This is a genomic window from Streptomyces indicus (assembly GCF_900100315.1).
Classification (GTDB): Bacteria; Actinomycetota; Actinomycetes; order Streptomycetales; family Streptomycetaceae; genus Streptomyces; species Streptomyces indicus.
In genome coordinates this window covers 638,819-665,514 of record NZ_FNFF01000001.1, presented here as the reverse complement: position 1 = coordinate 665,514, position 26,696 = coordinate 638,819, and the positions used below count along the sequence as shown (strand labels likewise).

Sequence of the window (26,696 nt, the reverse complement as noted above, 5' to 3'; positions counted from 1 at the left end):
GTCAGTCTGCCGTACCCTCCGCGCCCCCTTCGCGGCGCCTCAGGACGGGCGCCTCGCGTGCGGCGTCCACGGGCCCGCCGCCCGCCTCGACCCGGCCCGCCAACTCCTCGGCCCAGGCGGTGAGTCCGGGTCCGTCGATCCCGTACGGCGCGCCGGTGAGGCCGAGGGTGCCGCGCCGCAGCAGCCGCGCCCCGCCCTTGGCGTTCCCGCGCGCGGCATGGGTCAGGCCCACCGCGAGCTGGGCCAGACCGCGCCACAGCGGCTCCTCGCCCGCGGGCCCCGCCTTCCAGGCGTCCTCGAACACCTCATGCGCGTGGAAGGGTTTGCCGGCGTCGAGCAGCGCCTGCGCCTCGTCGAGGGTCTGCCGCGGGGTGCGCACCACCCCTTCGGGCTGCCGCTCGACCCCCTCGGAGCCGTACGGCAGCGGGCGGCCGAGGCCGTCCCTGGGGCGGGCGTTGCGCGCCCGGCCCTCCGTGTCACGGTCGCGGTCACCGGCCGCCTGCGGGATTTCGTCGCTCACCCTTCGATTGTCCCGGGGCAGGGGCAACGACGCAGGTCCGGGGTGAGGTATGGTTCTTTCTCGTGAGCGCGGCAAGCCCGCGCGAACGGGACGTGGCGCAGCTTGGTAGCGCACTTGACTGGGGGTCAAGGGGTCGCAGGTTCAAATCCTGTCGTCCCGACAGTTCGACGCGTCGGACGTCGCAGCGGAAGGGCCGTTCTCGAACGGCCCTTTTTCCGTTGCCGGACGGGTTGGCCGGGCCCGTGTCACGGGTCGAGGACGGGTGGCCGTCCGCCCGCATTGGTCTTCGGGTTCATCGGCCGAGCACGCGCGCCAGCAGGACCTCTTCCACGTCCCGCAGCGGAAAGGCGGGATCCTCGGCCGCCAGCGACAGCGCGCCGCGGACGGCGGCCAGGATCAGGAGCCGGTCGCCCGCCGGATCGGTGGACCCGGCCTCGCGGAGCGACCGGTCGAGCGTGTCGAACAGGTCGGCCGACTTCGCGTCGGCCTGTGCCGCGCGCAGGACCTGCCGGGCCTGCGGATCGGCGAGCAGCGCGGACACGGCCCGGCTCTCGGTGACTTCGTCGGGCGAGGTGTCCAGACCGAGCAGCGCGGAGCGGACGAGCAGGCGCAGCGCGGTCGCCGGGTCGGAGTCCTCGTGCGCGGCCAGGGCCGCGCGGGTCCGCTCGCGCCACCGGTCGGCGATCTCCACGAGCAGCGCGTCCTTGCTGCCGAAGTAGTGCGAGGGCAGGCCGCCGGCCACGCCGGCCCGTGCGGCGATCTGCCGCAGGGTCGTCGCGTGGTAGCCCTGCTCGGCCATCAACAGCACGGCAGCTCTGCGGATGCGGTCCCGGGTGGCGCGGCGGACCGCGGCCGAGGCCTCAGGCGTCCTGGGCACGGTGCCTCCTGTCCGGCCCGGCGGTGTGCGCGGCCTGTACATTGAACATGCGCTCAATCATAAGCGCCGAGGAACGAACCGGCTGAGGGGACCCGTCATGGCCGACCGGAAGCATGGTGCGAAGGCGCCTGCCACGACCCGTACCGTCAGGGCGCGGGACTGGACCTTCGAGGAGCTGGACGGGGAGACCTTCGACAAGGTCCTGTTCCTCAACGTCGACATGATGGAACTGGCCGACCGCGGGGCCGTGTTCACCGACTGCACGTTCCGTGGTGTGCGCTTCAACGCCTCGACGCACCGGGGCGCCGCGTTCACCAACTGCACCTTCGTCAACTGCTCGTTCTTCGACGCGGCCTTCACGGACTGCAAGCTCGTGGGGAGCATGTTCGACCGTTGCAGCTACGGGCTGATGCGGGTGGAAGGCGGGGACTGGGGGTTCACGGGGCTGCCCGGAGCCGACCTCGGCGGCACGGTCCTGCGCCGCGTCCGGATGCGGGAGGCGGACCTGACCGGCGCCCGGCTGGTCCAGGCCGAGGTGCGGGAGTGCGACCTGTCGGGCGCCTGGCTGCACAGCGCCGACTTCACGGACTGCGATCTGCGCGGCACCGATCTGACGGGCATCGATCCCGACACCGTCACGCTGAAGCGGGCGGTCGTCGACATCCCCCAGGCCATGGTGGTCGCCGAGGCGCTGGGTCTGAAGGTGGCGCCCTGAGCGCCGCCACCGGTGGGCGGTCGAGGTAAGTCACGGTGCGGCCAAGGGAGTTGGCCGGTGTGCGGGCGGGGCGGGTCTTGTGTCCGCGATCGGGCCGCCCGACGATGCACCCATGACCGAGCCGACTTCCCCGTCCTCCGGAGCGCCCTCCTCAGCAGCGCCGTCCGCAGGAACCCCGTCCGTCCTCGCCGCCCTCGTCGGTGCCCTGCGCTCGGGGGCGGTCGAAGTGGTGGATCTGACCGCGCCGCTGTCCTCCTCGACGCCGATCCTTCGGCTGCCCGAGGAGTTCGGGCAGACCGCGCCGTTCCAGCTGGAGGAGATCAGCCGGTACGACGCCAAGGGGCCCGCCTGGTACTGGAACAACTTCCGGTCCGGCGAGCACACGGGCACCCACTTCGACGCGCCCAACCACTGGGTCACCGGCCGCGACCTCGCCGATGTGGCCTCGGTGCCGGTGCAGCAGCTCGTCGCCCCCGCGGCCGTGCTCGACGTCAGCGAGGAGGCCGCGAAGGACCCCGACTTCCTCGTCGAGGTGGAGCACATCCGGGCCTGGGAGGCGCGCAACGGCGCGCTGCCGGACGGCGGATGGCTCCTGGTGCGGACGGGATGGAACAGCAGGTCCGAGGATCCGCAGGCCTTCCTCAACGCCGACGAGCGCGGACCGCACACCCCGGGCCTGTCCGCCGCGTGCGCCCGGTGGGTGGCCGAGGAGTCGCCCGTCATCGGGCTCGGCGTGGAGACCGTGGGCACGGACGCCGGGCAGGCCTTCGCCTTCGAGCCGGCCTTCCCCTGCCACGCGTATCTGATGGGCAGCGGCAAGTACGGGCTCACGCAGCTGCAACGGCTCGCGCAACTCCCCGAGACCGGTGCCGTGGTCGTCGCCGGGCCGCTGCCGATCGTCTCGGGCTCGGGCGCGCCCGCCCGGGTGCTCGCCCTGGTGGAACGCGCGTCGTGAAGGCCGCCGAAGCCGTCGGCCGTGCGCTCGTGGCCTGCGGGGTCGGGCAGGTCTTCGGGGTGGTCGGGTCCGGCAACTTCCATGCCACCAACGCGATGACCGCGGCCGGAGCCCGCTTCGTCGCGACACGGCACGAAGGCGGGGCCGCCACCATGGCCGACGCCTACGCCCGTACCTCGGGTGCGGTCGCGGCGGTCAGCGTGCACCAGGGATGCGGCCTGACCAACGCGCTCACGGGGATCGGCGAGGCGGCCAAGAGCCGCACCCCGCTGATCGTGCTCGCGGCCGAGGCCACACAGGCGCACTCCAACTTCCATGTGGACCAAAGGGCGTTGGCGCGTGCGGTCGGTGCTCACAGCGTCCGGGTCACCTCGGCGGCCGGCGCCGTGGCGCAGACGGCGGACGCCGTGCGGCTGGCCGTCCAGGAGCGGCGCACCGTCGTGCTCAACCTTCCGCTCGACGTACAGACGCAGGAGACGGCCGGCGCGGAACGAGCCCTGGCCGCGCTCGGGCCGCCACCGCCGCGTACCGCGGTGGCGCCCGCACCGGACGAGGTCGAGGCGCTCGCCGGGCTGCTCGCCGCTGCCGAACGGCCGGTGTTCATCGCCGGCCGCGGAGCGCGGGGCGCGGGCGCGCGCACGGCTCTGGAGGAGCTGGCCGAACGCTGCGGGGCCCTGCTCGCCACCTCGGCGGTGGCCCGCGGGCTGTTCCGCGACAACCCGTGGTCGCTCGATGTCGCGGGCGGCTTCTCGACGCCCCTGGCGGCCGAGTTGATCCTCGGCGCCGACCTGGTCGTGGGCTGGGGCTGCGCGCTGACCATGTGGACCACACGGCACGGCCGGCTGATCGGTCCCGAGGCCACGGTGGTGCAGGTGGACGACGAGCCCGCGGCACTCGGCGCGCACCGGCCCGTGCACCTCGGGGTCACCGGTGACGTGACGGAGGTGGCGCGGCGGGTGCTCGCGCGGGCGCGGGACCGCACCGGCTACCGCAACGCCGCCACCGCCTTCGCGCTCGCCGACCGGCCCGGCTGGCGCGACGTCCCGTACGAGGACGCCGGGACGCACGAGCGCATCGACCCGCGCACCCTGTCGCTCACCCTCGATGAGATCCTGCCCGCCGAGCGCACCGTCGGTGTCGACTCGGGCAACTTCATGGGCTACCCCACGATGTATCTGTCCGTCCCCGACGAACAGGGCCTGTGCTTCACCCAGGGCTTCCAGTCCATCGGCCTCGGCCTCGCCACGGCCGTCGGCGCCGCCCTCGCCCGCCCGGACCGGCTGCCGGTGGCCGCGGTCGGCGACGGCGGGCTGCTGATGAGCGCCGTGGAGCTGGACACGGTGCGCCGGCTCGGGCTGCCGATGGCGGTGGTCGTCTACAACGACGACGCTTACGGCGCCGAGGTGCACCACTTCGGACCGGACGGACACCCCCTCGACACGGTCGAGTTCCCGCCCACCTCCCTCGCCGCGCTCGCCCGCGGCTACGGGTTCGAGACCGTGACGGTCCGCACGCCCGACGACCTGAAGCCCGTACGGGACTGGGTGGCCGGACCGCGCACCGCGCCGCTGCTCATCGACGCCAAGGTGGTGCGGGACCGGCCTGCCTGGTGGCTGGAGGAGGCGTTCCGCGGGCACTGAGCGCGGGCACTGAACGCGCGTGTCACGCAGGGGAGTTGTGAGGGTCCGGTACGGCCGCTGCGGAGAGCGGCCGTACCGGACCGTGGGTCACGCCGGCGCGGGCGCGTAGCCCACCGGGCGGGCCGTGAACGCGCCACGGCCCTGGGTGCGGCTGCGCAACCGGGTCGCGTAGCCGAAGAGTTCGGCCAGCGGGACCGTCGCCGTCACGACCGCCGTACCCGACCTGCCCGTCGAGCCCGACACGCGGCCGCGGCGCGCGGCCAGATCGCCGAGGACGCTGCCGACCGCGTCCTCGGGCACGGTGACCGTGACCTCGACGACCGGTTCGAGCAGGGTCATCCGGCAGGACCGCAGCGCCTCGCGCAGACCGAGCCGGCCCGCCGTGCGGAACGCCATCTCCGAGGAGTCCTTGGAGTGGGTCGCCCCGTCGGTGAGCGTCACGGCCAGACCCGTCACCAGGTGGCCGCCGAGCGGCCCTTCGGCGAGTGCGTCACGGCAGCCCGCCTCGAAGGCCCGCACGTACTCCTGCGGCACCCGGCCGCCCACGACCGCCGAGCCGAAGGCGAACTCGTCCTCCGACGGCCGCACATCGAACACGACGTGCGCGAACTGGCCCGCCCCGCCGTCCTGTTTGACATGGCGGTACGTGAATCCGCCGACGCCTTCGGTGACCGTCTCGCGGTACGTGACCCGCGGCCGGCCGACCCGGACGTCCAGGGCGTGGTCGCGGCGCAGCTTCTCCGCCGCGACCTCCAGGTGCAGTTCGCCCATCCCGGAGAGCACGGTCTGACCCGTCTCCGGGTCGGTCCGCACCGCGAGCGACGGATCCTCCTCGGCCAGGCGCGCGAGCGCCGCCGTGAGCCGCCCGGCGTCCGCGCGGCGCACCGCCTCGACGGCCACCGAGACGACGGGCTCCGCGACCGTCGGCGGTTCGAGCACCACGGGTGCCCCGGGCGCGCACAGAGTCGTGCCCGCCCGCGCCGACTTGAGCCCGACGAGCGCGACGATGTCGCCCGCGACGGCCAGGGCGACGTCCTCGTGCCGCTCGGCCTGCACGCGAAGGACGCGGCCGACGCGTTCGGTCCGGCCCGTGGCGGCGTCGAGCACGGTGTCCCCCTTCCGCAGCGTTCCCGCGTACACCCGCAGGAAGGTCCTGCGGCCGGTCGTGCCCGACTGCACCTTGAACACCAGGCCCGCGAACGGCGCGTCCGGGTCGGCCGGTACGTCCGCCGGCACGTCGAGCGGCGAGGGCAGATACGCCACCACCGCGTCGAGCAGCGGCTCGATGCCACGGTTGCGGTACGCCGCACCGCAGAGCACCACGACACCGTCCCCGGCCGTGGTGATCTCGCGCAGCGCCGCGCGCAGCGTCGCCTCGCCGAGCGCACCCGAGGCGCAGAACTCATCGAGCGCGCCCGCGTGCAGCTCCGCCACCGCCTCCTCCAGGAGGCGCCGGCGGCGTACCGCCTCGGCCGCGAGCGCTTCCGGAACGGCCGTTTCCGCGCAGACTTCGCCCTGCCACGTCAGCGCGCGCATCCGGACCAGGTCCACGACGCCCGTGAAGCCGTCCTCGCGCCCGATCGGCAGCTGCACCACGAGCGGCACCGCGCCCAGGCGGGTGCGGATCGACTCGACGGCCGCGTCCAGATCGGCGCCCGCGCGGTCCAGCTTGTTGACGAACGCGATCCTCGGGACGCCGTGCCGGTCGGCCTGGCGCCACACGGACTCGCTCTGCGGCTCCACGCCCGCGACCGCGTCGAACACCGCGACCGCCCCGTCGAGCACCCGCAGCGAACGCTCCACCTCGTCGGCGAAGTCGACATGGCCGGGGGTGTCGATCAGATTGATGCGATGGCCGTCCCAGTCGCAGCTCACGGCCGCGGCGAAGATGGTGATGCCGCGGTCGCGCTCCTGCGCGTCGAAGTCGGTCACCGTGGTGCCCTCGTGCACCTCACCGCGCTTGTGCACGGCTCCGGTCAGGAACAGCATCCGCTCCGTGACGGTGGTCTTGCCCGCGTCGACATGGGCGAGGATGCCCAGATTGCGCACGGTGGCAAGGGGGTTGGGGGAAAGACGGGTTCGCATGGCCGAGGGCCTTTCGGAGTGTTCCGGAAGTGGTCGGCGCGATTCACCGTGACGGCGGCGGCACGGGACAGGGCGCGCGGGACTGCGCGCCTGTGCGGTGGGCCTGAGTTACGTCACGGAGTCCGGTGCGGGCCGCGCAGCCCGGACCGGAGGGGCGAGGACACGAGCAGGACCTCGAACCCGTACGAGGAGACGGCACGTGCGGTGTGGTCACGCATGGCCGTCCCCTTCCGTTCAAGTCGCTGTGCCGCCACGGCTTTCCGTGGCGATCACAGGCGAGTGTAGGGAGCGGTGCGGGGCGGGGCATCCGAATTTGTGCGGGGTGCGGAGCAGGGGCCGTCGATGCCGACGGCCCCTGCCTCGTACGTCCGGATGCGATCCGGCCTGCTCCTCGAAGGAGCGGCTCACCCCTCGAAGGACCGGCCTACTCCTCGAAGTAGGCGTCGAGCGCCGCGTCGAGCTCGCCCGTCCAGCGGGTGAGCGTGGCGCGGTCCGGGGCCTGCACCTCGTTGGGGTACCAGCGGTCGCCCTTGGTGTGCACCGTGACCGTGAGGCGCTTGGCGAAGCGGGCGGTGGCCTGCTCCACCGCGACGACCTCGTCCCAGGTGAACTCCGTGGCCTGGTCGTCGAGCGTGAAGCCGATGCCCCCGGCGTCCACCGTGATGGTGCCGCGGTGGTCCTTCGCCTCGAAGACGGGACGCTCACCGGAGGCCTCGGGCTCGGCGCTCTCGGACTCCGAGCCGTCCGCTTCCCCGGCGGGCTCCGTCTCCGCCGACTCCCCGGGCTCCTCGGCCTTCGCCGGCTCGGCGAGGTCCACAGCCGCCGCCTCGGCGTCCTGCGGCTCCGCGTCCACCACCGCGGCGCCGGCCTCCGCGCCGTCCGCCCGCTCCTTCTCCCGCACCGCGTCCCCGGCCCGCCCGGCCGGAGTGATCCCCGGAATGAAGCCCGGGTCCATGGAGGCGGCCGTGTGCAGGGGAGCGTCCTTCTGTCCTATGCGCTGATCCACGGTTGCCTTTCCTGCGAAGCCTTCGCCACTAGCCGCTCGGTTTCTTCCGGTGCGCAGTATGGCCGACGAAGCTGTGCCCGCGCAGTCCCGGATGGGTCTCATGCGGTCACGAACAGCCGGTCGGCCCGCCCTCTCACAGGTGACGGGGCGACTGCATCAGCGGCAGCTCCGGCGACGCGTCGCGCTGCTGCGGGAGCACGGCCGAGGCGCTCAGGCCGCTCGGATGCAGCGCGACGGTGCGCGCCGGAGCCGGTATCCGGATGCCCTCCGCCTGGAAGCGGCCGTGCAGCCGCTTGATGAACTCGTGCTTGATCCGGTACTGGTCGCTGAACTCGCCCACCCCGAGGATCACCGTGAAGTTGATCCGGGAGTCCCCGAAGGTGTGGAAGCGCACCGCCGCCTCGTGCTCGCGCACCCCGCCCTCGACCTCGGCCATCACCTCGTCCACGACCTCCATCGTGACCCGTTCGACGTGTTCGAGATCACTGTCGTACGAGACACCGGCCTGCACCAGGATCGTCAGCTCCTGCTCGGGCCGGGTGTAGTTGGTCATGTTCGTCGAGGACAGCTTGGCGTTGGGGATGATCACCAGGTTGTTGCTGAGGTTGCGGACCACCGTGTTGCGCCAGTTGATGTCGACGACGTAGCCCTCCTCGCCGCTGCTGAGGCGGATGTAGTCGCCCGGCTGGATGGTCTTCGAGGCGAGGATGTGCACGCCCGCGAAGAGGTTGGCGAGCGTGTCCTGGAGCGCGAGCGCCACGGCCAGACCGCCGACGCCGAGCGCGGTGATCAGGGGCGCCACCGAGATGCCCATGGTCTGGAGGACCACCAGGACACCCATCGCGATCACCACGACGCGCGAGATGTTCACGAAGATGGTGGCCGAGCCCGCGACGCCCGTCCTGGCCTGCGTGAAGGCCTTGATGAGGGCGACGATGACCCGGGTCGCGGTGAGCGTGGCGAACAGGATCAGGGCGGCCGTCAGGGACTGGTTGACGATGCCGCGTACGCGGTCCGTGAGCGGCAGGGCCGTCGCGCCGATCGCCGCGCCCGCGATGGTCGCGGCCCACGGCACGAGGTAGCGCAGCGCGTCCACGAGGACGTCGTCACCGCTCCAGCGGGTGCGCTTGGCCGCCTTGCCCAGCCAGCGCAGCACCAGGCGAAGCAGCAGACCCGCGGCGATGCCGGCGGCGAGCGCGATGCCCGCGACCAGCCAGTCGTTCCAGGTGACCTCGGAGCTCACCGGCCCACCTCCCTGGCTCGCGGGGCACAGGGAACGCCCGGTGTGGGCCGTATGTGAGAGATCGTCACGTGGAGGTCACCTGCTCGGTCGTCGAGTAGCACCGCGCGCGGGCGGGCCCGGGTGCGCGCGGTCGAAACAAGGCGCCATCCTGCCGCATGAACATGAGGTTCCGGCACCGGCCCCCGGCAACCGGGCCAACACCCGCAGAGACTCGGCCAGTTCGCGGCCGGATGCGTCCTGTCCGCGGGCGCGGGCGGCGGCGGACCTCCCTGCACCCCCACGCATCCGGCCGCGAAGTCCCAGGTCAGACCGTGGCGATGGCGGGATCGCTGATGCCCGGCGCACCCGTCTCGACATGCCCCGCGAGGCGGCGCAGATAGCCGCTGTCGGCCGACGAGACAATGCTCACGTCGTACCAGCGGCGGGTGGCCGCGAGGTCCACGGTCCGCTGCACCGTCGCACCCGCCCCCACCGGCACCGACTGGGCAGCGCCGCCATAGGCGTTGGTGACCGTCAGGGTTACGGCGGCCGAGGTCGGATTGGTGAGGGTCAGGAGCAGATTGCCGCTGGCCTTGTCGTGGCGCGCTTTCACCTCGGGTCCTGCGGCCTTGCCGGCGCTCTTGAAGCGGCGCAGGAATCCGTTCGGCCCGAAGACCGTGAGGTCGTGATTCCCGCCCGAATAGGCCGAGTTCCAGGCGTCGGAGACGGTGGCGCCGGTACCGGCGGTGTACGTCCAGGGGCCGTCGGTGCGGTTGTCGGAGCGCACGTGGAAGCAGATGCCCGCGCCGGAGCCCGTGCCGAAGGTGAGCGAGATCTTGCCCGTGGCCGGGTCCACCGCGCCGTCCACGAAGGGCTCGTACGGGAGCGGGCGGGCGGGGCGCGAGCCGCGCTCCTGCTTGGGCAGGGACCCCTGGGCGGGCGGCTTGGGCAGCAGGCCGGCCGGCTCGTCGTGGTTCGGGGGCTCGAAGCCCGAGGTGTCCGGGAGGTCGGCGGGCGTGGTGACGGCGCGGCCGAAGTCGAAGGCCGAGGTCAGATCGCCCGCGACGGCCCGCCGCCACGGGGAGATGTTGGGCTCGTGCACCCCGAACCGCCGCTCCATGAAGCGGATGATCGAGGTGTGGTCGAAGACCTGGGAGTTCACATAGCCGCCGGTGCTCCACGGCGAGACCACGATCATCGGCACCCGCTGGCCCATGCCGTAATGCCCGGCCGCGTACGAGGCGTTGCCGGGGAAGTAGTCCGTGGCCGTCTCCACCGTGGACCTGCCCTGCGCGGCCGAGGCGGGGACGTACGGCGGGACCACGTGGTCGAAGTAGCCGTCGTTCTCGTCGTACGTGAGGAACAGCGCCGTCTTCGCCCAGACCTCCGGGTTCGAGGTGAGCGCTTCGAGGACCTGCGAGATGTACCAGGCCCCGTAGTTGACCGGGAAGTCCGGGTGCTCGCTGAACGCCTCCGGTGCCGCGATCCAGGAGACCTGCGGCAGCCGGTCCGCGGCGACATCGGCGCGCAGCACGTCGAAGTACCCGTCGCCCGCCTTGACGTCGGTGCCGGTGCGCGCCTTCTCGTAGAGGGCGTCGCCCGGCTTGGCGTTGCGGAAGGTGTTGAAGTAGAGCAGCGAGTTGTCCCCGTAGTTGCCGCGGAAGGCGTCGCTGATCCAGCCCCAGTGCCCGGCCGCGTCCAGGCCGTCGCCTATGTCCTGGTACACCTTCCAGGAGACGCCGGCCTTTTCCAGGCGTTCGGCGTACGTGGTCCAGCCGTAGCCCAGCTCCTGGTTGCCGAGCACCGGTCCGCCGCCCGTGCCGTCGTTGCCCACGTAACCGGTGAGCATGTAGTAGCGGTTGGGGTCCGTGGCGCCGATGAACGAGCAGTGGTACGCGTCGCACACGGTGAACGCGTCGGCGAGCGCGTAGTGGAAGGGCATGTCCGCGCGCTCCAGATGCGCCATCGAACGCTCGGACTTGGCGGGGATCCACTGGTCGTACTTGCCGTTGTTGAACGCCCTGTGCCCGCCCGCCCAGTCGTGGTCGAGGCCCGCGATGAACTGCATGCCCAGGTCGTCGACGTCGGGGCGGAACGGCAGCGTCACCTTGTTGTTGTTCGCCTGGTGCCAGACCGGCTTGCCGCTCGGCAGCGTCACCGGGCGCGGGTCGCCGAAGCCCCGTACGCCCTTCATCGTGCCGAAGTAGTGGTCGAAGGACCGGTTCTCCTGCATGAGGACGACGATGTGCTCGACGTCCTGGATGGTGCCGGTGGCGCGGGCGGCCGGCAGGGACGCGGCCCGGGCGATGGACTCCGAGAGCGCGGCGAAACCCGCGCTCGCGCCGGCGATCTTCAGGAAACGGCGGCGGTTCAGTTCGGCCATGAGTGGGGGTCCTCGGGGCTGGTGGGGGCAGGTCGGTGGAGTGTTCCAAGAGACCCCGGGGAGGGAAAGGGCGCGTGGTGCAGAAGTGAAAGGATCTCGTACGGATGTCCAACAGCTGCACTCGAACGAGGCGTTCCGGATCCTTGGGCCGCCGCCCGGATGCGGGCCGGGTCCGCCGTCCTCACCTGAGCGGCTGCCGTCCTCACCCCGGCAGCCGCAGCCCTCACCCCAGCAGCCGCAACGCCGTGGCGGCCACCCCGACCCGCACCCGCTGCCCCCACACCAGCTCCAGAGCGTCCTGCTCCATGCCGTCACCGAAGGCCACGAGCCGGTCGGACTCCACCGTGAGCTCCAGGCGTGCGCCGCCCCGCAGTTCGCCCGCGACCAGCGAGGTGCCGGTGGCCGGTGACGGCCAGGCCTCGCGGACGAACCAGAGCAGCCGGCGCTCCGCCGGCGAAGGCAGTGCCAGCGTGCTGCCGCGTTCCTGCCAGAGCGAGCGCAGCCAGCCGGTGGCGCCCGTCCCGGTGCCGACGAGCACCCCGGACGAGGCCTGCGCCTCCGCGCCGGATCCGCTGCCGATGCGGTAGCGGGCCGTCTGGTGGCCGGGCGGACCGAGATAGATCTCGTTCAGCGCGAGCAGCCGCTGCGTGTCGTCGGCCACCGCCTCCACCATCGTCAACTCCTCGTCGCCGGTGGCCTTTCCGAGCGCCGCGGGCAGCAGCCGGGCGGCGTCGCGGGCGCGGTGGCGCACCAGGACGCCGGGGTTGCGCCCGGGATCGGTGTCGATCCCGATCACGGGCTGGCCGGACAGATACTTCGCGGTGTTGGCCACCAGGCCGTCCTGGCCGACCACGACCACCACGTCCTCGGGCCCGAACAGGAACCGGTCGAGATCCGCCCGCTCCACGCGGCTCTGCCGCCAGGTGATCGGCACGGCCGCCGCCACCTCGGCGAGCGCGGCGGCCGTACGGCGGTGGCGCTCGACGAGCTCGTCCACCGAGCGCCCGCGCGACGAGAGGAAGAACGCGGCCTGCCCGTGCGTTCCGTGCCGGGCCAGCAACTCGGCGTACTCCGTGGTGCGGTGCACGAGCACCGCACGCGGCGCCAGCGCCATCAGCGCTCACCGCGGCCCGTGGCGACCGGCGCCGGGCCGCCCGCACCCAGCTTGGCCAGCAGCCCCGTGAGCACGTCCGGCGAGAGCGTGAGGCTCTCGATCCGCGGCAGGTTCTCCGCCGCGCGGCTCGCCGCGAGCGCGTGCAGCACCGCGGGATCCGTGCGCCCGTGTACCTCGAGCCATGCGGCCTGCGCCTGCGCGCGGGCCTCGCCGATCTCGCGCGCCGCCGCGGCCTCGGCCCGGGCCAGGCGCACCTTGCGGGCCGCCTCCGCCTCGGTGCGCACCCCGTCGGCCGCGGCCTTGGTCTCGGCCTCGCGCCGCGTGTTGGTGCCGCGCTGGTCCACCAACTGCTCCTCGCGCCGGGCCAGTTCGATCTGGCTGGCCAGCTCGTTCTCGGCGATGGTCCGCTCGCGCTCCACGGCCACGGCCCGGCGCTCGTACGTGGCGCGGTCGGCCTCCTGCTGGATCAGCTCGCGCGCCGGGGTGCGCAGGGCGCGCTCCACCTCGGCCTCGGGCCGGATCGCCACCACCCGTACGGCCACCACCTCGATCCCCGTGGCGGGCAGGCGCGGTTCGGCCGCGAGCCCGGCGGCGATCCGCTCGCGGACCGCCGCGACCCCGTCGACCAGGGCGGCGGCGAGCGGGGTGCGGGCCAGGACGTCCAGGGCGTGCTGCTGCGCGGTCTCGGTGAGCAGGGTCGCGAGCTGCTCCACGGGTGCCCCGCGCCAGGCCCCCGTGTCCGGGTCGATCGAGAAGTCGATCCTGGCCGCCGCCGTCACCGGGTCGCTGATCCGGTAGGTGACGGTGGCCTGCGTGGACACGTCCTGGAAGTCGGCGGTGCGGGCGTGGAAGCTCATCGCCAACTCGCGGTCGTCCACGGGTATTTCGGAGAGTGCGGCGCTGAGCGAGCGGTACCAGAAGCTCAGCCCGGGACCGTCGTGCACGACCTTGCCCGCACGCAGGTGCCGGATGTGGGCCGTGGGTGCGGATCGCAGATGGCGCAGTCCGAAGCGCCGGGTGATGTCGGCCATGAACCCCCCTTAATGTCACTAGGACGATAATCCCGCGCATGGGATTAAGTGTCAAGATGACTACAACGGGAGCCGGAGTCCGGGCATACGGCGACAACGGCCGCTGTCCGGGCATGCGTCGACAACTGCCGCTGTCCAGGCATGCGTCGACGCCCTCGGAAGGGAAGCGCGAGGGCGTCGACGGAAGGAACGGGCAACAGGGGGCGCAGAACACCCCGACCCCGGGCGCCCCGCAGGCCCGCGACCCGAAGGCCGGGGCGGAGGGGGGAGCGCGGACGGCGCCCGGGCGGGCGCTACGGCCGGCTGGCTCACCGACAAGCCAGCCGACCGAGCTCGTGCCGTACGCGCACGAACTCGCCTGTGCCGTACGAGCCCCACTCTGCCTCCTGGCAATCACAACGGACAGCAATTACGGGGCCGATGCGTATACCGAACTTCTTCTGGGGCGGGCATAGGTATACCGAGGACGTCCGCCCGGCCGACGCGTATCGTCGTCGGCGAGAAGCGGAGGCGAACGCGCCGACCGCCCTGCACACGCCGCATGCAGTGAGGTTGGGAATGACTTTGGCTCTTGTCCGCCGCAGGCCCGGCGAACTGCCGGTGGAGGTCACCGGGTTCGTCGGGCGGAACAAGGAACTCACCCGGGTCGACGAGGCGTTGCGCCAGACCCGGATGGTCACCGTGACCGGGCCCGGCGGTGTGGGCAAGACGCGGATCGCGCTACGCAGCGCGGCGCGCGTCGCCGGCCGCTACGCACACGGGGTCTGCCTGGTCGAACTGTCCGAGCTGCGCGACCCCGAGCTGCTCCCGCACACCGTGGCCAACTGCCTGGGGCTGCCCGAGGGCGACCCGCGGCCGCCGCTCGACGCGGTGCTCGACCATCTGCGCGAGCGCAACCTGCTGCTGATCCTGGACACCTGCGAGCACCTCGTGGACGCCTGCGCGATGCTCTCCGACATCCTGCTGCACGAGACCACCGGAGTGTCGGTGCTCGCCACCAGCCGCCAGCCGCTGGACGTACCCGGCGAACACATCTGCCCCATCGCGCCGTTGCCGGTACGGGCCAACGGCGGCGACGCGGTGGAGCTGTTCGCGCAGCGGGCCCGCGCGGTCGACCCGGCGTTCACGGTGCACGACGGGAATCGGGCCGACGTGGTCGCCCTGTGCCGGCGCCTGGACGGCATGCCGCTCGCGATCGAACTCGCCACCGTGCGCCTGCGGGTGCTGCCCCTCGACCAGCTCGTGGCCCGCCTCGAGGACCGCTTCCGGCTGCTCACGGGCGGCAGGCGCACCGCGCTGCCGCGGCACCAGACGCTGCGCACGGCCATCGAGTGGAGCCACGAACTCTGCTCCGAACAGGAGCAGTTGCTCTGGTCGCGGCTCTCCGTCTTCGCGGGCAGCTTCGACATCGCGGCCATCGAGGAGGTCTGCGCGGGCGGACCGCTGCCGCGCGAGGACATCCTGGAGGCGCTCGTCGGGCTCGTCGACAAGTCCGTGGTGCAGCGCGAGGGAGCCGACGGCTCGCGCTACCGCATGCTCGACACCCTGCGCGAATACGGGGCCGAACACCTCGCCCTGCGCGGCGAGCAGGCACAGCTGCGCGAGCGCCACTACGCCCGCTACCTGCGCCTCGCCGAGGAGTTCGACCGCCACTTCCTGGCCGACGACCAGATCAAGCGCTACCGCGCGCTGCGCGAACAGCACCCCGACATCCGGCTCGCCATCGAGTACGCGCTCGCGGCACCGGGCAAGGACAGCGAGGCCGCCGCCCTCACCGGGTCCCTCTGGCCGTACTGGCACATCGCTGGCCTGCACACCGAGGGCCGCTATTGGTACGCGAAGATCACCGACCGCTTCCCGGGCGCCGTGCGCGAGCGCGCCTGGGCGCTGGCACAGAGCGCGTATCTCGGCGCCTTCCAGGCCGACCCCCGGGCGCTGGACGAGGCCGAGGAGTGCGTGCGGATCGCGGACCACCTGGACGACCCGGTGGTCGCCGGGCGCGGCCGCGTCTACCTCAATCTGTCGCTCACGTTCATGGAGCGGCACGAGGAGGCGGCCCGCGCGGCCGAGGAGGCGTACCGGATCCTGGAGGAGGCCGGCGACGTGGTGGGCCTCGTCACCCTCGAGACCCAGATCGGCTACATGCAGCACCTCAGCGGACAGCTCGACGAGGCGCTCGAGGTCTGCGAACGGGGCCTCAGGCGACTCGGCGAGGACTCCAAGGAAGGCTGGGTGCGCGGCTATCTGCACTTCGTGACCGGCGTGGCCCGCTTCCGGCGCGGCGAGTACGAGCAGAGCCGCGCCTCGGGCGCCACCGCCCTGCGGATCAAGCACGAGCTGGGCGACGGCGTGGGCATGGGCTACTGCCTGGAACTGCTCGCCTGGCTCGCCGGACACGACGGACGCCACGAGGAGGCCGTCTGGCTGCTCGGTGCCGCGGACCCGCTGTGGGCCGGGGCCGGGGCGCGGCTCGGCGGCACCTCGCTGATGGAGGAGTTCCACCAGAACGCCGTACGGGCCGCGCACGCGGCACTCGGCGAGCAGCGCTGCGCCGAGCTGCGCGCCGACGGGGCGCGCCGGCCGCAGGACGAGGTCGTCGCCCTCGCCACCGGCCGGCAGGCGAAGGAGGTGATCCCGGCGCCGCGCTCGCAGACCCATGAACTGACGCGCCGCGAGCACGAGGTGGCGCTGCTCGCCTCCGAAGGACTGTCGAACCGGGAGATCGCCGAGCGCCTCGTGATCTCGAAGCGCACGGTCGATGCGCACCTGGAACGGATCCTGGCGAAGCTGGGCGTGCCGTCACGGGGGGAGATTGCGGCGCGGCTGAGCGAGTTGGACGGCTGAACAGGTCAGGTACTGAGGAGGTACGGGGTCGGTGCGGGAAGTGGTTTCACGTAGCATCCATCCCGTATGGACATATCGACAGGGGAATTCCTCGTCCTCGCCCTGGCGGCGGCGCTCGTCGGGTTCTCCAAGACGGCGGTCAGCGGCGCGAACACGGTCAGTCTGGCCGTGTTCGCGGCCGTGCTGCCCGCGCGGGAATCCACCGGCGTCCTGCTGCCGATCCTGATCGCGGGCGACGTGCTCGCGGTGCTCACCTACCGCCGCCACGCCCACTGGCCCACGCTGTGGCGGCTGTTCCCGGCCGTGGCCGCGGGAGTGGTGGTCGGCACGGGGTTCCTGATGTGGGCGGACGACGACGGCGTGGCCACCTCGATCGGCGCGATCCTGTTGCTCATGGCGGGCGTCACGGTGTGGCGGCGCCGGCTCGCCGCCCGCCAGGAGGAAGCCGGCGGTTCCGTGCCGGCGGCACGCTGGAAGGCGCCCTCGTACGGGGTGCTCGGCGGGTTCACGACGATGGTGGCCAACGCCGGCGGACCGGTGATGTCCCTGTACCTGATCTCCAGCGGGTTCCAGAAACTCGGGTTCCTGGGGACGTCCGCGTGGTTCTTCCTGATCGTGAACTCCTCGAAGGTGCCGTTCAGTGTGGGGCTCGGGCTGATCGACCGGGAGTCGCTGCTGCTCGACGCCGCGCTCGTGCTCTTCGTCGTGCCGGGCGCGTGGCTGGGACGCAAGTGCGTCGACCGGATCGACCAACTCCTGTTCGAGCGGCTGGTGATCGGCGCGACCGTTGTGGGCGGAATTCAGCTTCTTGTGCGCTGACGTTCGCGCCCGTACACGGAGCGGGCGTCCGTCTCGCACAAGGCACCGATTACGATCCTGGGCCATGAACGCTTCCGATCAAGAGGCCACCGCCGCCGAGGACCAGGAGACCGCGACGGGCGACCCCGAGGAGGAGAGGGAGAGCCGCCGCCCCGGTATGACGCCGCGCCAGGCACGGCGGCTGCGGATCGCCGCCGCGTCGGTCGCGATGGTCCTGGTCGCCGTGGTGCTCGCGGTCCGGCTCGCGAGCCGCTCGTCCGTCCTCGTTGTCGGCGTGTACGGGCTCCTGCTCGTGCTGTGCGGCCTGGTGATCGAGCTCAGCCGCCGGGGGCGCACCCGCCTGGGAACGTATCTGCTGGCAGCGGGACTTGTGGGGGCCCTGCTCGGCGACTGGGTGCTGCTGCCCTGACGCCCGGGCCCGCGCTCCACGGGACCCTCGGGCGTCAGGCCTCCTCGAACGCGCCGTGCCGGCCCGCGCCCGCCGCGAAGCGCGCCGCGCCGTCGAGGCTCTCGGCCAGCACCCCGAGCCCGTGGCGGAACTCGCCCGCCATCGCGGCCTGTTCGCCCAGCCCCTCCTGCTCCAGCACCGACGCCCGGTCGCTGCGCAGACAGGCCTGCGGGAACGCGGCGATCTCCGCGGCCAGTTCCTCGGCCGCCCGCCGTGCGCCGCCGTTCGGCACCACGCGGGTGGCAAGCCCCATCGCGTAGGCCTCGGAGGCAGGCACCGGGCGGCCCGTGAGGATCATGTCGAGCGCGCGTCCGGTGCCGACGATGCGGGGGAGCCGCACCGTACCGCCGTCGATGAGCGGGACGCCCCAGCGGCGGCAGAACACCCCGAACACCGCGTCCTCCTCGGCTATCCGCAGATCGCACCAGAGCGCCAGCTCCAGACCGCCCGCCACCGCGTGCCCCGCGACCGCCGCGATCACCGGCTTGGACAGACGCATCCGGGTCGGACCCATCGGGCCGTCCCCGTCCTCGGTGACCTGGTTGCCGCGCTCCGTGCCGACCGCCTTGAGGTCCGCGCCCGCGCAGAACGTGCCGCCCTCGCCCCACAGGACCGCCACCCGCGCCGCGTCGTCGGCGTCGAACTCCCGGAAGGCCTCGGCGAGCAGGGCGGCCGTGGCCCCGTCCACGGCGTTGCGCGCCTCGGGGCGGGAGAGGACCACGGTGGTGACGGGGCCGGTGCGTTCGATGCGTACGGTCATGGGCGCAGTCTGCCGTGCGGACCGGTGCCGCGACAGGGGCCCGCCCGGCGCCGTCCACCGTCTCCCGGGCGTCGCCGGCACATCTCCGTGCGGCGCGGCAACCGCTGCCCGGTCAGCGCCGCAACCAGTCCCCGGCCGCATGCACCCACCGCGCGAACAGGTCCTCCTCGCCGAAGAGTTGGAGCTCCGCGTCCGGTGCGCGGCGCTCGTACAGGGCGAGCAGGATGTCCCTGAGCGGGCCCCGCACAGCCGTGGTGGCCTTCTCGTGACCGCGGCGCCACGTCATCGGCTCCGTGCCGAGGTCGATCAGCCACTCGCCCGCCTCGCCATCGTCGTCCGGTGCGTCTGTCCCGTGCAGGTGCAGCGTGCGGGCCGGGGCGATGAGCGCGGCCTGGTCCTCCGGGGAGGCGTAGGCCTGCGGGAGCGTGCTGAAGCCGAGCCACTCCTCGATGCCGTCGATGGCCGTCCGCGCGTCGAGGGTGTACCTGCCGCCGGCCGCGACGGTCGCGTCGTAGCGGTGCACCACGGTCTCATACGTCATCCGGCGGGCCCAGAAGACCGGCTTCCCGCTGGGGGCCACCGTCCAGACCGGGGTGTCCTCGGGTGTGGCACGCAAGGTGGCCGCGAACTGCTCGGCGCCTTCAAGGAGCCACGCGCTCAGGCCCGGCACGTCGTCGTCCTTGCCGGGGGTGACCTCGTTGACCTGGTCGTCGGAGACCGGAGCGGTGGCCCGCGTGCGGATCACCGTCTCCGCCCAGCGGTGCGCTCCGCCGACATGGCGCAGGAGGTGGGCGAGGGTCCAGCCGTCGAGGCCCGGGACGGGCGCGGCGGCGTCCGCGCCGGCCACGGCCTCGGTCAACCGGCGTGTCTGGTCGGTGATCCGGGCGGCGTAGAGCTCGTGGAGGTCCTGGGCGGCGCGCGTCATGGGATCACCGTAGCCGCCCCGCCCGAGGCCGCCCCGGAAGCCCGCGGACCCGGTCAGTCCTTGAGGAAGCGCAGGACCGCGAGCACGCGCCGGTTCAGATCCTCCGAAGCCGGCAGGCCCAACTTGCCGAACAGGCTGGCCACATGCTTCTCGACCGTGCCCGCCGACACGTACAGCTCCGCCGCGATCGCCGCGTTGGACCGGCCCTCAGCCATCAGCGACAGCACCTCGCGCTCACGCGGCGTGAGCGTGGCCAGGTCGTCGGTGCGGCGGCTCGCACCGGCGAGCTGGGTGACCACCTCGGGGTCGAGCGCGGTGCCGCCGGCCGCGACCCGGTCCAGGGCGGAGGTGAACTCGGCGATGTTCGCCACACGGTCCTTGAGCAGGTAGCCGACGCCGGCCGAGCCGCCCGCGAGCAGCTCCGTGGCGTACTTCGTCTCCACGTACTGGGAGAACAACAGGACGCCGGTGTCCGGGTGTTCGGACCGCAGGGCGATCGCCGCGCGCAGTCCCTCGTCGGTGTGCGTGGGCGGCATCCGGATGTCGACGATCGCGACATCCGGGCGGTGCTCGGCCACTGCGGCCCGCAGCGCGCCGGCGTCGGGCACCGCCGCGCAGACCTCGTACCCGCGGTCCTCGAGCATCTGGACCAGGAGTTCCCTGAGGACGGCGGCATCTTCGGCGATCACGACTCGCATGGCGCCCATGCTGGCACGAACGCTCATGCGCGCGGCGGCAGATCGACGGTGATCATCGTCGGGCCGCCGGCGGGGCTGCGGATCTCCAGGGACCCGTCGACGGTGCGGACCCGCTGGGCGAGTCCGGTCAGGCCGCTGCCGGTCCCGGCCTCGGCGCCGCCGTGCCCGTCGTCGCCGACGCGCAGCCGCAGCCCGCCCCCCGGGCTGCCGACCGCCGAGACGGTGGCGCGGGTGGCGCCGCTGTGCTTGATCACGTTGGTGAGCAGCTCGGCCGTGCAGAAGTACGCGATGGACTCGATCGCGGGCGAGGGCCGTTCGGGCACGTCCACCGTCAGCTCGACGGGCAGCGTGGAGCGCGCGGTGAGCGTCTCCAGGGCCTGCGCGAGACCCTCGTCCAGGACCGGCGGATGGATGCCGCGGGCCAGATCGCGCAATTCGGTGAGGGCTTCGGTGGCGTTGCGGTGCGCCCCGTCCACGAGCCGCCGTACGGCGTCGAGGTCGAGCGTGGACTCGTCCGCGAGTTTCGTCTTCACCATGTCCAGGCCGAGCGCCAGGGCGACCAGCCGGACCTGCGCCCCGTCGTGCAGATCGCGCTCCACGCGCCGCAGCAGCGCCACGGAGTCGTCGACCGCGAGCGCGCGGGTCTCCTCCAAATCCCTGACGCGTGCGGCCAGTTCACCCGGGCCGAGCAGGGCCCGCAGCAGCCAGCGGTCGGTCAGCACGACCAGCCGCGTGAACCAGGGCGCGACCAGCAGGGTCGCCAGGCCCATCACCACGCCGAGGAGCGACCCGGCGAAGCTGTGCGCGGTCGGGCTGCCGCCGAAGGGGAGCGGCGTGAGCAGCAGCATGCCGTGGGTGCCCTGGCCGAAGACCGCCCAGCGCAGGGGAGCGGTGAGGTTGATCAGGCCGACCACCCACCACTGCACGGCGTACAGACCGATCAGGGACAGCGGCAGTTTCGCGAGGACGTACGAGACGTGCCGCCAGGCGGTCCCGTCCCGCAGCCGGGCGTCGAGCCGCGCGAACAGGCCGGGGCCCGTGTGTGCGGCCGGACGGTGGGGCGCCGGGACGTGCTCGCCCAGGAGGCTGCCCGCGAGCCGCCGGTGCAGGGAGCCCAGGCCGAGGGCGAGACCCAGGGCGGCGACGGTCAGGAGCAGGCCGACCACCGAGCCCACGAGCGTGACGACGAAGGCGAAGCCGAGCGCGAGCAGCACGAGCACCGGGAGCGCGCCGGCCAGCCCGAGCAGGCTGCCGAGGAGCAGATACGCGACCTCGCGTCCGGCCCGCCGCGACAGCGGGGCCCGCAGCACCGCGGACAACGCGGGGGCGCGGGACGCGGGGGAGTCGGCGGCGGTGGCGGCGTCGGGTCCGGCGGGCATGCCGCCGATGATCCCGTGTCCGCCGCCGTATTGCTGCCCGGGCGTGTCCGGCGCGTCGCCCGCGGCGGTGTCACGCATCCCGCTTCACCAGGACCCGCAGCCCGGCCGCGTACACCACGGCTGTGTAGAGCACGAGGAGGGCGAAGCCGGCCCACGGCGTGAGCATCTCCGGCATCGGTCGGGACACGGCGAGCGAGTTGCCCGCGATCATCGTCGGGAAGAACTTGGCGACCGCCGTGCCCGTCGCACCCGCAAGCACCGCGGGCACGACGAAGAGCAGCCCCACCAGCGCACCGATCGCGCTCGCCGTGTGCCGGACGAGCGCCCCGATACCGACGGCCATGACGGCTATCAGACCGAGATACGCCCCGGACATCAGGACCGCGCGCAGCACCCCGCCATCGGTGAGCGAGGGCTGGGGGATCGCCGGGTAGAGCGCGGCCCCTCCCGCGAAGAACGTGACGAGGACGACGAGCTCGCTGAGCACCAGCGTGACGCCGCCGAACACCGCGGCCTTCGCGGCGAGGACGAGCGGCCGGTGCGGCACGGCGGCGAGCGTGGCGCGGATCGAGCCCGAGGAGTACTCGCCCGTGACGAGCAGGACCCCGATCACACCGATCACCAGCTGTCCGAGCGCGACCCCGGCGAGCACGTTGTTCGTCGGGTCGAACGTGGCGAGCTTGTCGGGCGACGGAGGCTTGGTGTTGGCCATCGTGACCACGCCGATGGCGATCATCCCGGCGACGACCACGAGCAGCGCCCACCATGTGGACCGCAGACTGCGGAGCTTGATCCACTCCATCCGCAGGGCGTGCGGGAGTCCGTAACCGCCCGCAGGCATAAGGGAGGAGAGAACGGCGGTGCTCATCGGGGCCTCCGGTGGGGCGGGTCGTACGGAGAGGGGGAGGGGGCGGACAGGGGAGCGGGGGAGGGCGTTTCGGTGTCCGGGCGGTGTGCCGGGGTGCCGGTGTACATCGCCGCACCGCTGGTGAGCCGGAAGAAGGCCTCCTCCAGGGAGGAGCCGTCGGCCGTCAGCTCCGCGACGGACGTGTCGGCGAGCAGCCGGCCCGGCCCGATCACCACCAAGTGCTCGGCGGTGAGGGCCATTTCGCTGATGAGGTGGCTGGAGACGAGGACGGTACGGCCCTCGGCCGCGAGGGACTTCATCAAGTCCCGGATCCAGCGCACCCCTTCGGGGTCGAGCCCGTTCACCGGCTCGTCGAAGAGCAGCACGCCCGGGTCGCCGAGCAGCGCGGCCGCGATGCCGAGCCGCTGCGACATGCCGAGCGAGAAGGTGCCGGCCCGCTGGTGCGCGGCCTCGGCGAGGCCCACGGTGCGCAGCACCTCGCCGACGCGGGCGCGGGACACACCGCCGCCCGCGGCGAGGGCGGTCAGGTGCTGGTGGGCGGTGCGTCCGGGGTGGTACGCGCGGGCTTCGAGCAGGGCGCCCACCTCGCGGAGGGGCCAGGCGAGCTCCGGGTACGGGCGGCCGTTGACCAGGGCCCGGCCCGCGTCCGGGGTGTCCAGGCCCATGATCATCCGCATCGTGGTGGACTTCCCGGAACCGTTGGGGCCGAGAAACCCCGTGACGGTTCCGGGAGCCACATCGAAGCTCAGGTCTTCGACCGCGGCGGTGGCGCCGTACCGTTTGGTCAGTCCGCGGACCGAGATCATCCGAGCCTCCTGGTGGCGGACGGCCGCACGGGTCGGGTCGTCGGGGGAAGGGTGGCGTTCGTGCTCATGCCTCGACGCTAGATCCGCCCGCACGCCACGGGAACGCGGCTTTCCTCCGCGGTGCCCGGGGGAAAACCCCCAGGTCGGGATCGCTACGCGCCGGGTACGGTCTGCTGGACCTGGCGCAGGAACGCGGCGTTGTCAGGTGCCTTGCGCAGCTGCTCGACCAGCGTCTCGGTGGCCTGGACGCCCCGCGGCTGGAGGGCGCGCCGGAGCGCGCGTACCGCCGTCAACTCGGCTTCCGGCACCAGGAGTTCCTCTCGCCGGGTGCCGGACGGCGCGATGTCCACCGCGGGATGGACCCGCTGGGAAGCGAGGGTGCGGTCGAGCCTCAGCTCCATGTTGCCGGTGCTCTTGAGCTCCTCGAAGTAGTAGTCGTCGCCGCGCGAGCCGGTGTCGACGAGCGCGGTGGCGAGGATGGTGAGCGAGCCGGCCTCCTCGGTGAGCCGGGCCGCACCGAACAGACGCTTGGGCCCGATCAGGGCGCCGGCGTCGACACCGCCGCTCAGGGTGCGGCCGCCGGACGAGGCCGCGTTGTTGTGGGCGCGGCACAGACGTGTCAGTGAATCCATCAGGATCACGACGTCACGGCCCTGCTCGACAAGCCGCTTCGCGCGTTCGACGGCGAGTTCGGCGAGGGCGATGTGCTCCTTGGCGGGGCGGTCGAAGGTGGAGGCGAGCACCTCGCCGCGCACCGAGCGCTGCATGTCGGTGACCTCCTCCGGCCGCTCGTCCAGGAGCAGCATCATCAGATGGCACTCCGGGTGGTTCTCGGCCACGGCAGCGGCGAGCTGCTTGAGCAGTACGGTCTTGCCGGTCTTGGGCGGCGCGACGATCAGGCCGCGCTGGCCCTTGCCGACGGGCGCGACGAGATCGACGACGCGGGGCGCGAGCCCGCCCGCGGGGTGTTCCAGGGTGAGGCGCTCGCGCGGGTGCAGCGGGGTGAGGTCCTTGAAGTGCGGGCGCGCGCCAAGGAGTTGAGGGGCCTGTCCGTTGATCAGGTCGACGGTGCCGAGGGTGCGGCCTTTGCCCGTCCGTGCGAGCGTGCCCGCGACGGCGTCGCCGCGGCGCAGACCGTGGCGGCGGATCAGGGCGGCCGGGACGTGCGGGTCACCGGGCGAGGCCAGGTAACCGGACGTGCGCAGCACGCCGTTGCCCTGCGTCGTGAGCTCCAGGATCCCGCTCGCCGTGGGCAACTCGGCGGCGGGTGCGGCGGGTTCGAGTGTGGTGGTGGTCATGGTGGGCGTCCTTTCGGGGACGGAACGTGGCATACGGGAGGGGGAAGGGCTCGACGCGACGCAGAACGCGGGCCGCCCGCGACGGGGGCGCGCACCGCACGTCGGCGGAGCAGGAGAACCGGCTCGGGTGCGGGGCCGTACGAGAACGGTCCGCGGGAGCGCGGTGACGGTGGGCGGAGCTGCCCGGAAGAACCGGAAGAACCGGTCTCTTCGGGAGGGCCCGGAAGGGATGACCGTGCATGCCCGAAACGAGGGGCAACGGCTGTCCGAGAGGCCCGCAAGAAGCGGGCGGAGAGAAGATCCGCACCGGCGTCCGGAGAGGCCGGACGAGCACAGGTGCTTCTCGCACTGTAGCAGCTCTTGACCTGAAGTAAAGTTGAGGTTCTAGGTTTCCAGGCATGAGCATGGAGACCACAGCCTGGACCCAGCTGCACAGCGTCATGAACGCACAGCAGGAGCAGCGTCCCTTCGCCCGCGCCACTCTCCGCCGGATCGCCGGCTTCGCCCGCCCGCACCGCCGGCGCATCGCCCAGTTCCTGGTCGTCAGCGTGGCGATGGCGCTGCTCGCCGTGGCCACCCCGGTGCTCGCCGGATGGGTCGTGGACGCCATCGTCGGCGGCGACGAGCCGGACGTGGTCGTCCGGCTCGCCCTCCTGATCGCAGTGATCGCGGTGGCCGAGGCCGGGCTCGGGATCCTGGGCCGGTGGCTCTCCGCGAGCCTCGGCGAGGACCTGATCCTGGCCCTGCGCACCGCCGTCTTCGACCACGTCCAGCGGATGCCGGTCGCCTTCTTCACGCGCACCCGCACCGGCGCCCTCGTCAGCCGGCTCAACAACGACGTCATCGGCGCGCAGCGCGCCTTCTCCAACACCCTGTCCGGGGTGGTCTCCAACCTGGTCACGCTGGTGCTCACGCTCGCCGTGATGCTCAGTCTGTCCTGGCAGATCACCCTGCTCGCGCTGGTCCTGCTGCCGGTGTTCGTCGTCCCGGCCCGCCGCATGGGCACCCGGATGGCCCGGCTCCAGCGCGAGGCGGCGGCGCACAACGCGGCGATGGGCACCCGGATGACCGAGCGGTTCTCGGCGCCGGGCGCCACCCTGGTCAAGCTCTTCGGCCGGCCCGAGGAGGAGTCGGAGGAGTTCGCCGCGCGGGCCCGCCGCGTACGGGACATCGGGGTGCGCACCGCGATGGCGCAGGCCACCTTCATCACCGCGCTCACGCTGGTCTCCGCGCTGGCGCTCGCCCTGGTCTACGGTCTCGGCGGCTGGTTCGCGCTCCGCGGCAGCCTCGACGCGGGCTCCGTCGTCGCCCTCGCCCTGCTGCTCACCCGCCTGTACGCCCCGCTGACCGCGCTCGCCGGCGCCCGTGTCGAGGTGATGAGCGCCCTGGTCAGCTTCGAGCGCGTCTTCGAGGTCCTCGACCTGAAGCCGCTGATCGAGGAGAAGCCGGACGCCCGCGCCGTGCCGGAGGGGCCCGTCGCCGTCGAGTTCCAGGACGTCCGCTTCGGCTATCCGTCGGCCGACAAGGTCTCCCTCGCCTCCCTCGAAGAGGTGGCCTCACTCGACACCCGCGGCGGCGAGGAGGTCCTGCGCGGCCTCTCCTTCCGCGCCGAACCCGGGCAGACGGTGGCGCTCGTGGGCTCCTCGGGTGCGGGCAAGTCCACCATCGCCCAGCTGGTGCCGCGGCTGTACGACGCCGACGAAGGGACGGTGCGCATCGGCGGGGTCGACGTACGCGAGCTCAGCACCGCCTCCGTACGGCAGACGCTCGGCATGGTCACGCAGGACGGTCACCTGTTCCACGACTCCGTACGGGCCAACCTGCTGCTCGCCCAACCCGCCGCCACCGAGGAGGAGTTGTGGGACGCGCTGCGCCGGGCCCGGCTCGACGCGCTGGTGCGCTCGCTGCCGGACGGTCTGGACACGGTGGTGGGCGAGCGCGGGTACCGGCTCTCCGGCGGTGAGCGCCAGCGCCTGACGATCGCCCGGCTGCTGCTCGCCCGCCAGCGTGTGGTGATCCTCGACGAGGCGACCGCCCATCTGGACAACACCTCGGAGGCCGCCGTCCAGGAGGCGCTGGCCGAGGCGCTCGACGGCAGGACGGCACTGGTCATCGCCCACCGCCTGTCCACGATCCGCTCGGCCGACCAGATCCTGGTCGTCGAGGACGGGCGCATCGTGGAGCGCGGCCGCCACGAGGAACTGCTCGCGCAGGGCGGCCGCTACGCCGAGCTGCACCGCACGCAGTTCGCCGGGCAGGAGCAGGTGGCCGAGGCCGCCTGACGGGCCGGGCAGGGGGAGGCG

General features: G+C 72.8%; 22 protein-coding genes and 1 tRNA gene. 8 read left to right on the top strand and 15 right to left on the bottom strand.

Going from position 1 to position 26,696, the window contains the following annotated elements:
- Nucleotide 1: 1 nt before the first annotated feature.
- On the bottom strand, nt 2-520 hold the full coding sequence (locus BLT97_RS03020; RefSeq protein WP_093607043.1) for a DUF309 domain-containing protein: 519 nt from the start codon (nt 518-520) through the stop codon (nt 2-4).
- Nucleotides 521-606: 86 nt separating this feature from the next.
- Here BLT97_RS03020 and BLT97_RS03015 point away from each other — a divergent pair.
- Nucleotides 607-680, top strand: a tRNA-Pro gene (locus BLT97_RS03015).
- A 132-nt stretch (nt 681-812) separates the two neighbouring features.
- Here BLT97_RS03015 and BLT97_RS03010 read toward each other — a convergent pair.
- Nucleotides 813-1,397 carry a TetR/AcrR family transcriptional regulator gene (locus tag BLT97_RS03010; protein ID WP_176953619.1) on the bottom strand — a complete coding sequence of 195 codons (585 nt, stop codon included), beginning with the start codon at nt 1,395-1,397 and terminating at the stop codon, nt 813-815.
- A gap of 97 nt (nt 1,398-1,494) precedes the next feature.
- Between BLT97_RS03010 and BLT97_RS03005 the strand changes: the two genes are divergently transcribed.
- The 3 genes from BLT97_RS03005 to BLT97_RS02995 all read left to right on the top strand — a co-directional run bounded on the left by BLT97_RS03005 (nt 1,495) and on the right by BLT97_RS02995 (nt 4,707).
- Nucleotides 1,495-2,112 (top strand): pentapeptide repeat-containing protein, encoded by a 618-nt coding sequence (locus tag BLT97_RS03005; protein WP_093607041.1) that lies wholly within the window; start codon nt 1,495-1,497, stop codon nt 2,110-2,112.
- A 112-nt stretch (nt 2,113-2,224) separates the two neighbouring features.
- Complete coding sequence (locus tag BLT97_RS03000) at nt 2,225-3,067, top strand: cyclase family protein (protein WP_093607040.1); 843 nt, start codon at nt 2,225-2,227, stop codon at nt 3,065-3,067.
- Nucleotides 3,064-4,707: a thiamine pyrophosphate-binding protein gene (locus BLT97_RS02995; RefSeq protein ID WP_093607039.1), complete on the top strand. Its 1,644-nt coding sequence runs from the start codon at nt 3,064-3,066 to the stop codon at nt 4,705-4,707. The genes BLT97_RS03000 and BLT97_RS02995 overlap by 4 nt, the downstream gene beginning before the upstream one ends.
- Nucleotides 4,708-4,794: 87 nt before the next feature.
- Here BLT97_RS02995 and fusA read toward each other — a convergent pair whose 3' ends face one another.
- The 6 genes from fusA to BLT97_RS02965 all read right to left on the bottom strand — a co-directional run bounded on the left by fusA (nt 4,795) and on the right by BLT97_RS02965 (nt 13,548).
- On the bottom strand, nt 4,795-6,792 hold the full coding sequence (gene fusA / locus BLT97_RS02990; protein WP_093607038.1) for an elongation factor G: 1,998 nt from the start codon (nt 6,790-6,792) through the stop codon (nt 4,795-4,797).
- Between the two features lie 424 nt (nt 6,793-7,216).
- On the bottom strand, nt 7,217-7,798 hold the full coding sequence (locus tag BLT97_RS02985) for a hypothetical protein (RefSeq protein ID WP_245769108.1): 582 nt from the start codon (nt 7,796-7,798) through the stop codon (nt 7,217-7,219).
- Nucleotides 7,799-7,931: 133 nt separating this feature from the next.
- Nucleotides 7,932-9,041 carry a mechanosensitive ion channel family protein gene (locus BLT97_RS02980; RefSeq protein WP_093607037.1) on the bottom strand — a complete coding sequence of 370 codons (1,110 nt, stop codon included), beginning with the start codon at nt 9,039-9,041 and terminating at the stop codon, nt 7,932-7,934.
- 304 nt (nt 9,042-9,345) lie between these two features.
- Complete coding sequence (locus BLT97_RS02975; protein WP_093607036.1) at nt 9,346-11,403, bottom strand: phosphocholine-specific phospholipase C; 2,058 nt, start codon at nt 11,401-11,403, stop codon at nt 9,346-9,348.
- A gap of 223 nt (nt 11,404-11,626) precedes the next feature.
- Nucleotides 11,627-12,517: a hypothetical protein gene (locus tag BLT97_RS02970; RefSeq protein ID WP_093607035.1), complete on the bottom strand. Its 891-nt coding sequence runs from the start codon at nt 12,515-12,517 to the stop codon at nt 11,627-11,629.
- Nucleotides 12,517-13,548: an SPFH domain-containing protein gene (locus BLT97_RS02965; RefSeq protein ID WP_093607034.1), complete on the bottom strand. Its 1,032-nt coding sequence runs from the start codon at nt 13,546-13,548 to the stop codon at nt 12,517-12,519. The genes BLT97_RS02970 and BLT97_RS02965 overlap by 1 nt, the downstream gene beginning before the upstream one ends.
- Before the next feature lie 558 nt (nt 13,549-14,106).
- Between BLT97_RS02965 and BLT97_RS02960 the strand changes: the two genes are divergently transcribed.
- The 3 genes from BLT97_RS02960 (at nt 14,107) to BLT97_RS02950 (ending at nt 17,620) form a co-directional block, all read left to right on the top strand.
- The gene (locus BLT97_RS02960) at nt 14,107-16,392 is read left to right on the top strand and encodes an ATP-binding protein (RefSeq protein ID WP_093607033.1); all 2,286 of its coding nucleotides are present in this window, start codon (nt 14,107-14,109) and stop codon (nt 16,390-16,392) included.
- 66 nt (nt 16,393-16,458) lie between these two features.
- Entirely contained in the window at nt 16,459-17,211 is a 753-nt protein-coding gene (locus BLT97_RS02955) for a sulfite exporter TauE/SafE family protein (protein ID WP_093607032.1), read from the top strand.
- Nucleotides 17,212-17,275: 64 nt separating this feature from the next.
- Complete coding sequence (locus tag BLT97_RS02950; protein WP_093607031.1) at nt 17,276-17,620, top strand: hypothetical protein; 345 nt, start codon at nt 17,276-17,278, stop codon at nt 17,618-17,620.
- Between the two features lie 34 nt (nt 17,621-17,654).
- Here BLT97_RS02950 and BLT97_RS02945 read toward each other — a convergent pair whose 3' ends face one another.
- The 7 genes from BLT97_RS02945 to rho form a co-directional block, all read right to left on the bottom strand.
- Nucleotides 17,655-18,419 carry a crotonase/enoyl-CoA hydratase family protein gene (locus tag BLT97_RS02945; protein WP_093607030.1) on the bottom strand — a complete coding sequence of 255 codons (765 nt, stop codon included), beginning with the start codon at nt 18,417-18,419 and terminating at the stop codon, nt 17,655-17,657.
- A gap of 112 nt (nt 18,420-18,531) precedes the next feature.
- Entirely contained in the window at nt 18,532-19,344 is an 813-nt protein-coding gene (locus BLT97_RS02940) for a maleylpyruvate isomerase family mycothiol-dependent enzyme (RefSeq protein ID WP_093607029.1), read from the bottom strand.
- A gap of 53 nt (nt 19,345-19,397) precedes the next feature.
- The gene (locus tag BLT97_RS02935; protein ID WP_093607734.1) at nt 19,398-20,042 is read right to left on the bottom strand and encodes a response regulator transcription factor; all 645 of its coding nucleotides are present in this window, start codon (nt 20,040-20,042) and stop codon (nt 19,398-19,400) included.
- Between the two features lie 23 nt (nt 20,043-20,065).
- The gene (locus tag BLT97_RS02930; RefSeq protein ID WP_245769107.1) at nt 20,066-21,499 is read right to left on the bottom strand and encodes a sensor histidine kinase; all 1,434 of its coding nucleotides are present in this window, start codon (nt 21,497-21,499) and stop codon (nt 20,066-20,068) included.
- Complete coding sequence (locus tag BLT97_RS02925; RefSeq protein ID WP_093607028.1) at nt 21,492-22,289, bottom strand: ABC transporter permease; 798 nt, start codon at nt 22,287-22,289, stop codon at nt 21,492-21,494. Before BLT97_RS02925 ends, BLT97_RS02930 begins: the two co-directional genes overlap by 8 nt.
- Nucleotides 22,286-23,095, bottom strand: coding sequence for an ABC transporter ATP-binding protein (locus tag BLT97_RS02920; protein WP_093607027.1), 810 nt, complete (start codon nt 23,093-23,095; stop codon nt 22,286-22,288). Before BLT97_RS02920 ends, BLT97_RS02925 begins: the two co-directional genes overlap by 4 nt.
- A 152-nt stretch (nt 23,096-23,247) precedes the next feature.
- The gene (rho, locus tag BLT97_RS02915) at nt 23,248-24,393 is read right to left on the bottom strand and encodes a transcription termination factor Rho (RefSeq protein ID WP_218137278.1); all 1,146 of its coding nucleotides are present in this window, start codon (nt 24,391-24,393) and stop codon (nt 23,248-23,250) included.
- 404 nt (nt 24,394-24,797) lie between these two features.
- Between rho and BLT97_RS02910 the strand changes: the two genes are divergently transcribed.
- Nucleotides 24,798-26,675, top strand: coding sequence for an ABC transporter ATP-binding protein (locus BLT97_RS02910; RefSeq protein WP_176953668.1), 1,878 nt, complete (start codon nt 24,798-24,800; stop codon nt 26,673-26,675).
- Nucleotides 26,676-26,696 lie beyond the last annotated feature (21 nt).

Coding starts and splice junctions, on each gene's coding strand:
- BLT97_RS03005 (WP_093607041.1), top strand. CDS start 1,495: ATGGCCGACCGGAAGCATGGTGCGAAGGCGCCTGCCACGACCCGTACC.
- BLT97_RS02955 (WP_093607032.1), top strand. CDS start 16,459: ATGGACATATCGACAGGGGAATTCCTCGTCCTCGCCCTGGCGGCGGCG.
- fusA (WP_093607038.1), bottom strand. CDS start 6,792: ATGCGAACCCGTCTTTCCCCCAACCCCCTTGCCACCGTGCGCAATCTG.
- BLT97_RS02925 (WP_093607028.1), bottom strand. CDS start 22,289: ATGAGCACCGCCGTTCTCTCCTCCCTTATGCCTGCGGGCGGTTACGGA.
- BLT97_RS02960 (WP_093607033.1), top strand. CDS start 14,107: ATGACTTTGGCTCTTGTCCGCCGCAGGCCCGGCGAACTGCCGGTGGAG.
- BLT97_RS03000 (WP_093607040.1), top strand. CDS start 2,225: ATGACCGAGCCGACTTCCCCGTCCTCCGGAGCGCCCTCCTCAGCAGCG.
- BLT97_RS02945 (WP_093607030.1), bottom strand. CDS start 18,419: ATGACCGTACGCATCGAACGCACCGGCCCCGTCACCACCGTGGTCCTC.
- rho (WP_218137278.1), bottom strand. CDS start 24,393: ATGACCACCACCACACTCGAACCCGCCGCACCCGCCGCCGAGTTGCCC.
- BLT97_RS02950 (WP_093607031.1), top strand. CDS start 17,276: ATGAACGCTTCCGATCAAGAGGCCACCGCCGCCGAGGACCAGGAGACC.
- BLT97_RS02940 (WP_093607029.1), bottom strand. CDS start 19,344: ATGACGCGCGCCGCCCAGGACCTCCACGAGCTCTACGCCGCCCGGATC.
- BLT97_RS02975 (WP_093607036.1), bottom strand. CDS start 11,403: ATGGCCGAACTGAACCGCCGCCGTTTCCTGAAGATCGCCGGCGCGAGC.
- BLT97_RS02935 (WP_093607734.1), bottom strand. CDS start 20,042: ATGCGAGTCGTGATCGCCGAAGATGCCGCCGTCCTCAGGGAACTCCTG.
- BLT97_RS02930 (WP_245769107.1), bottom strand. CDS start 21,499: ATGCGTGACACCGCCGCGGGCGACGCGCCGGACACGCCCGGGCAGCAA.
- BLT97_RS02965 (WP_093607034.1), bottom strand. CDS start 13,548: ATGGCCGACATCACCCGGCGCTTCGGACTGCGCCATCTGCGATCCGCA.
- BLT97_RS02970 (WP_093607035.1), bottom strand. CDS start 12,517: ATGGCGCTGGCGCCGCGTGCGGTGCTCGTGCACCGCACCACGGAGTAC.
- BLT97_RS02920 (WP_093607027.1), bottom strand. CDS start 23,095: ATGATCTCGGTCCGCGGACTGACCAAACGGTACGGCGCCACCGCCGCG.
- BLT97_RS02910 (WP_176953668.1), top strand. CDS start 24,798: ATGGAGACCACAGCCTGGACCCAGCTGCACAGCGTCATGAACGCACAG.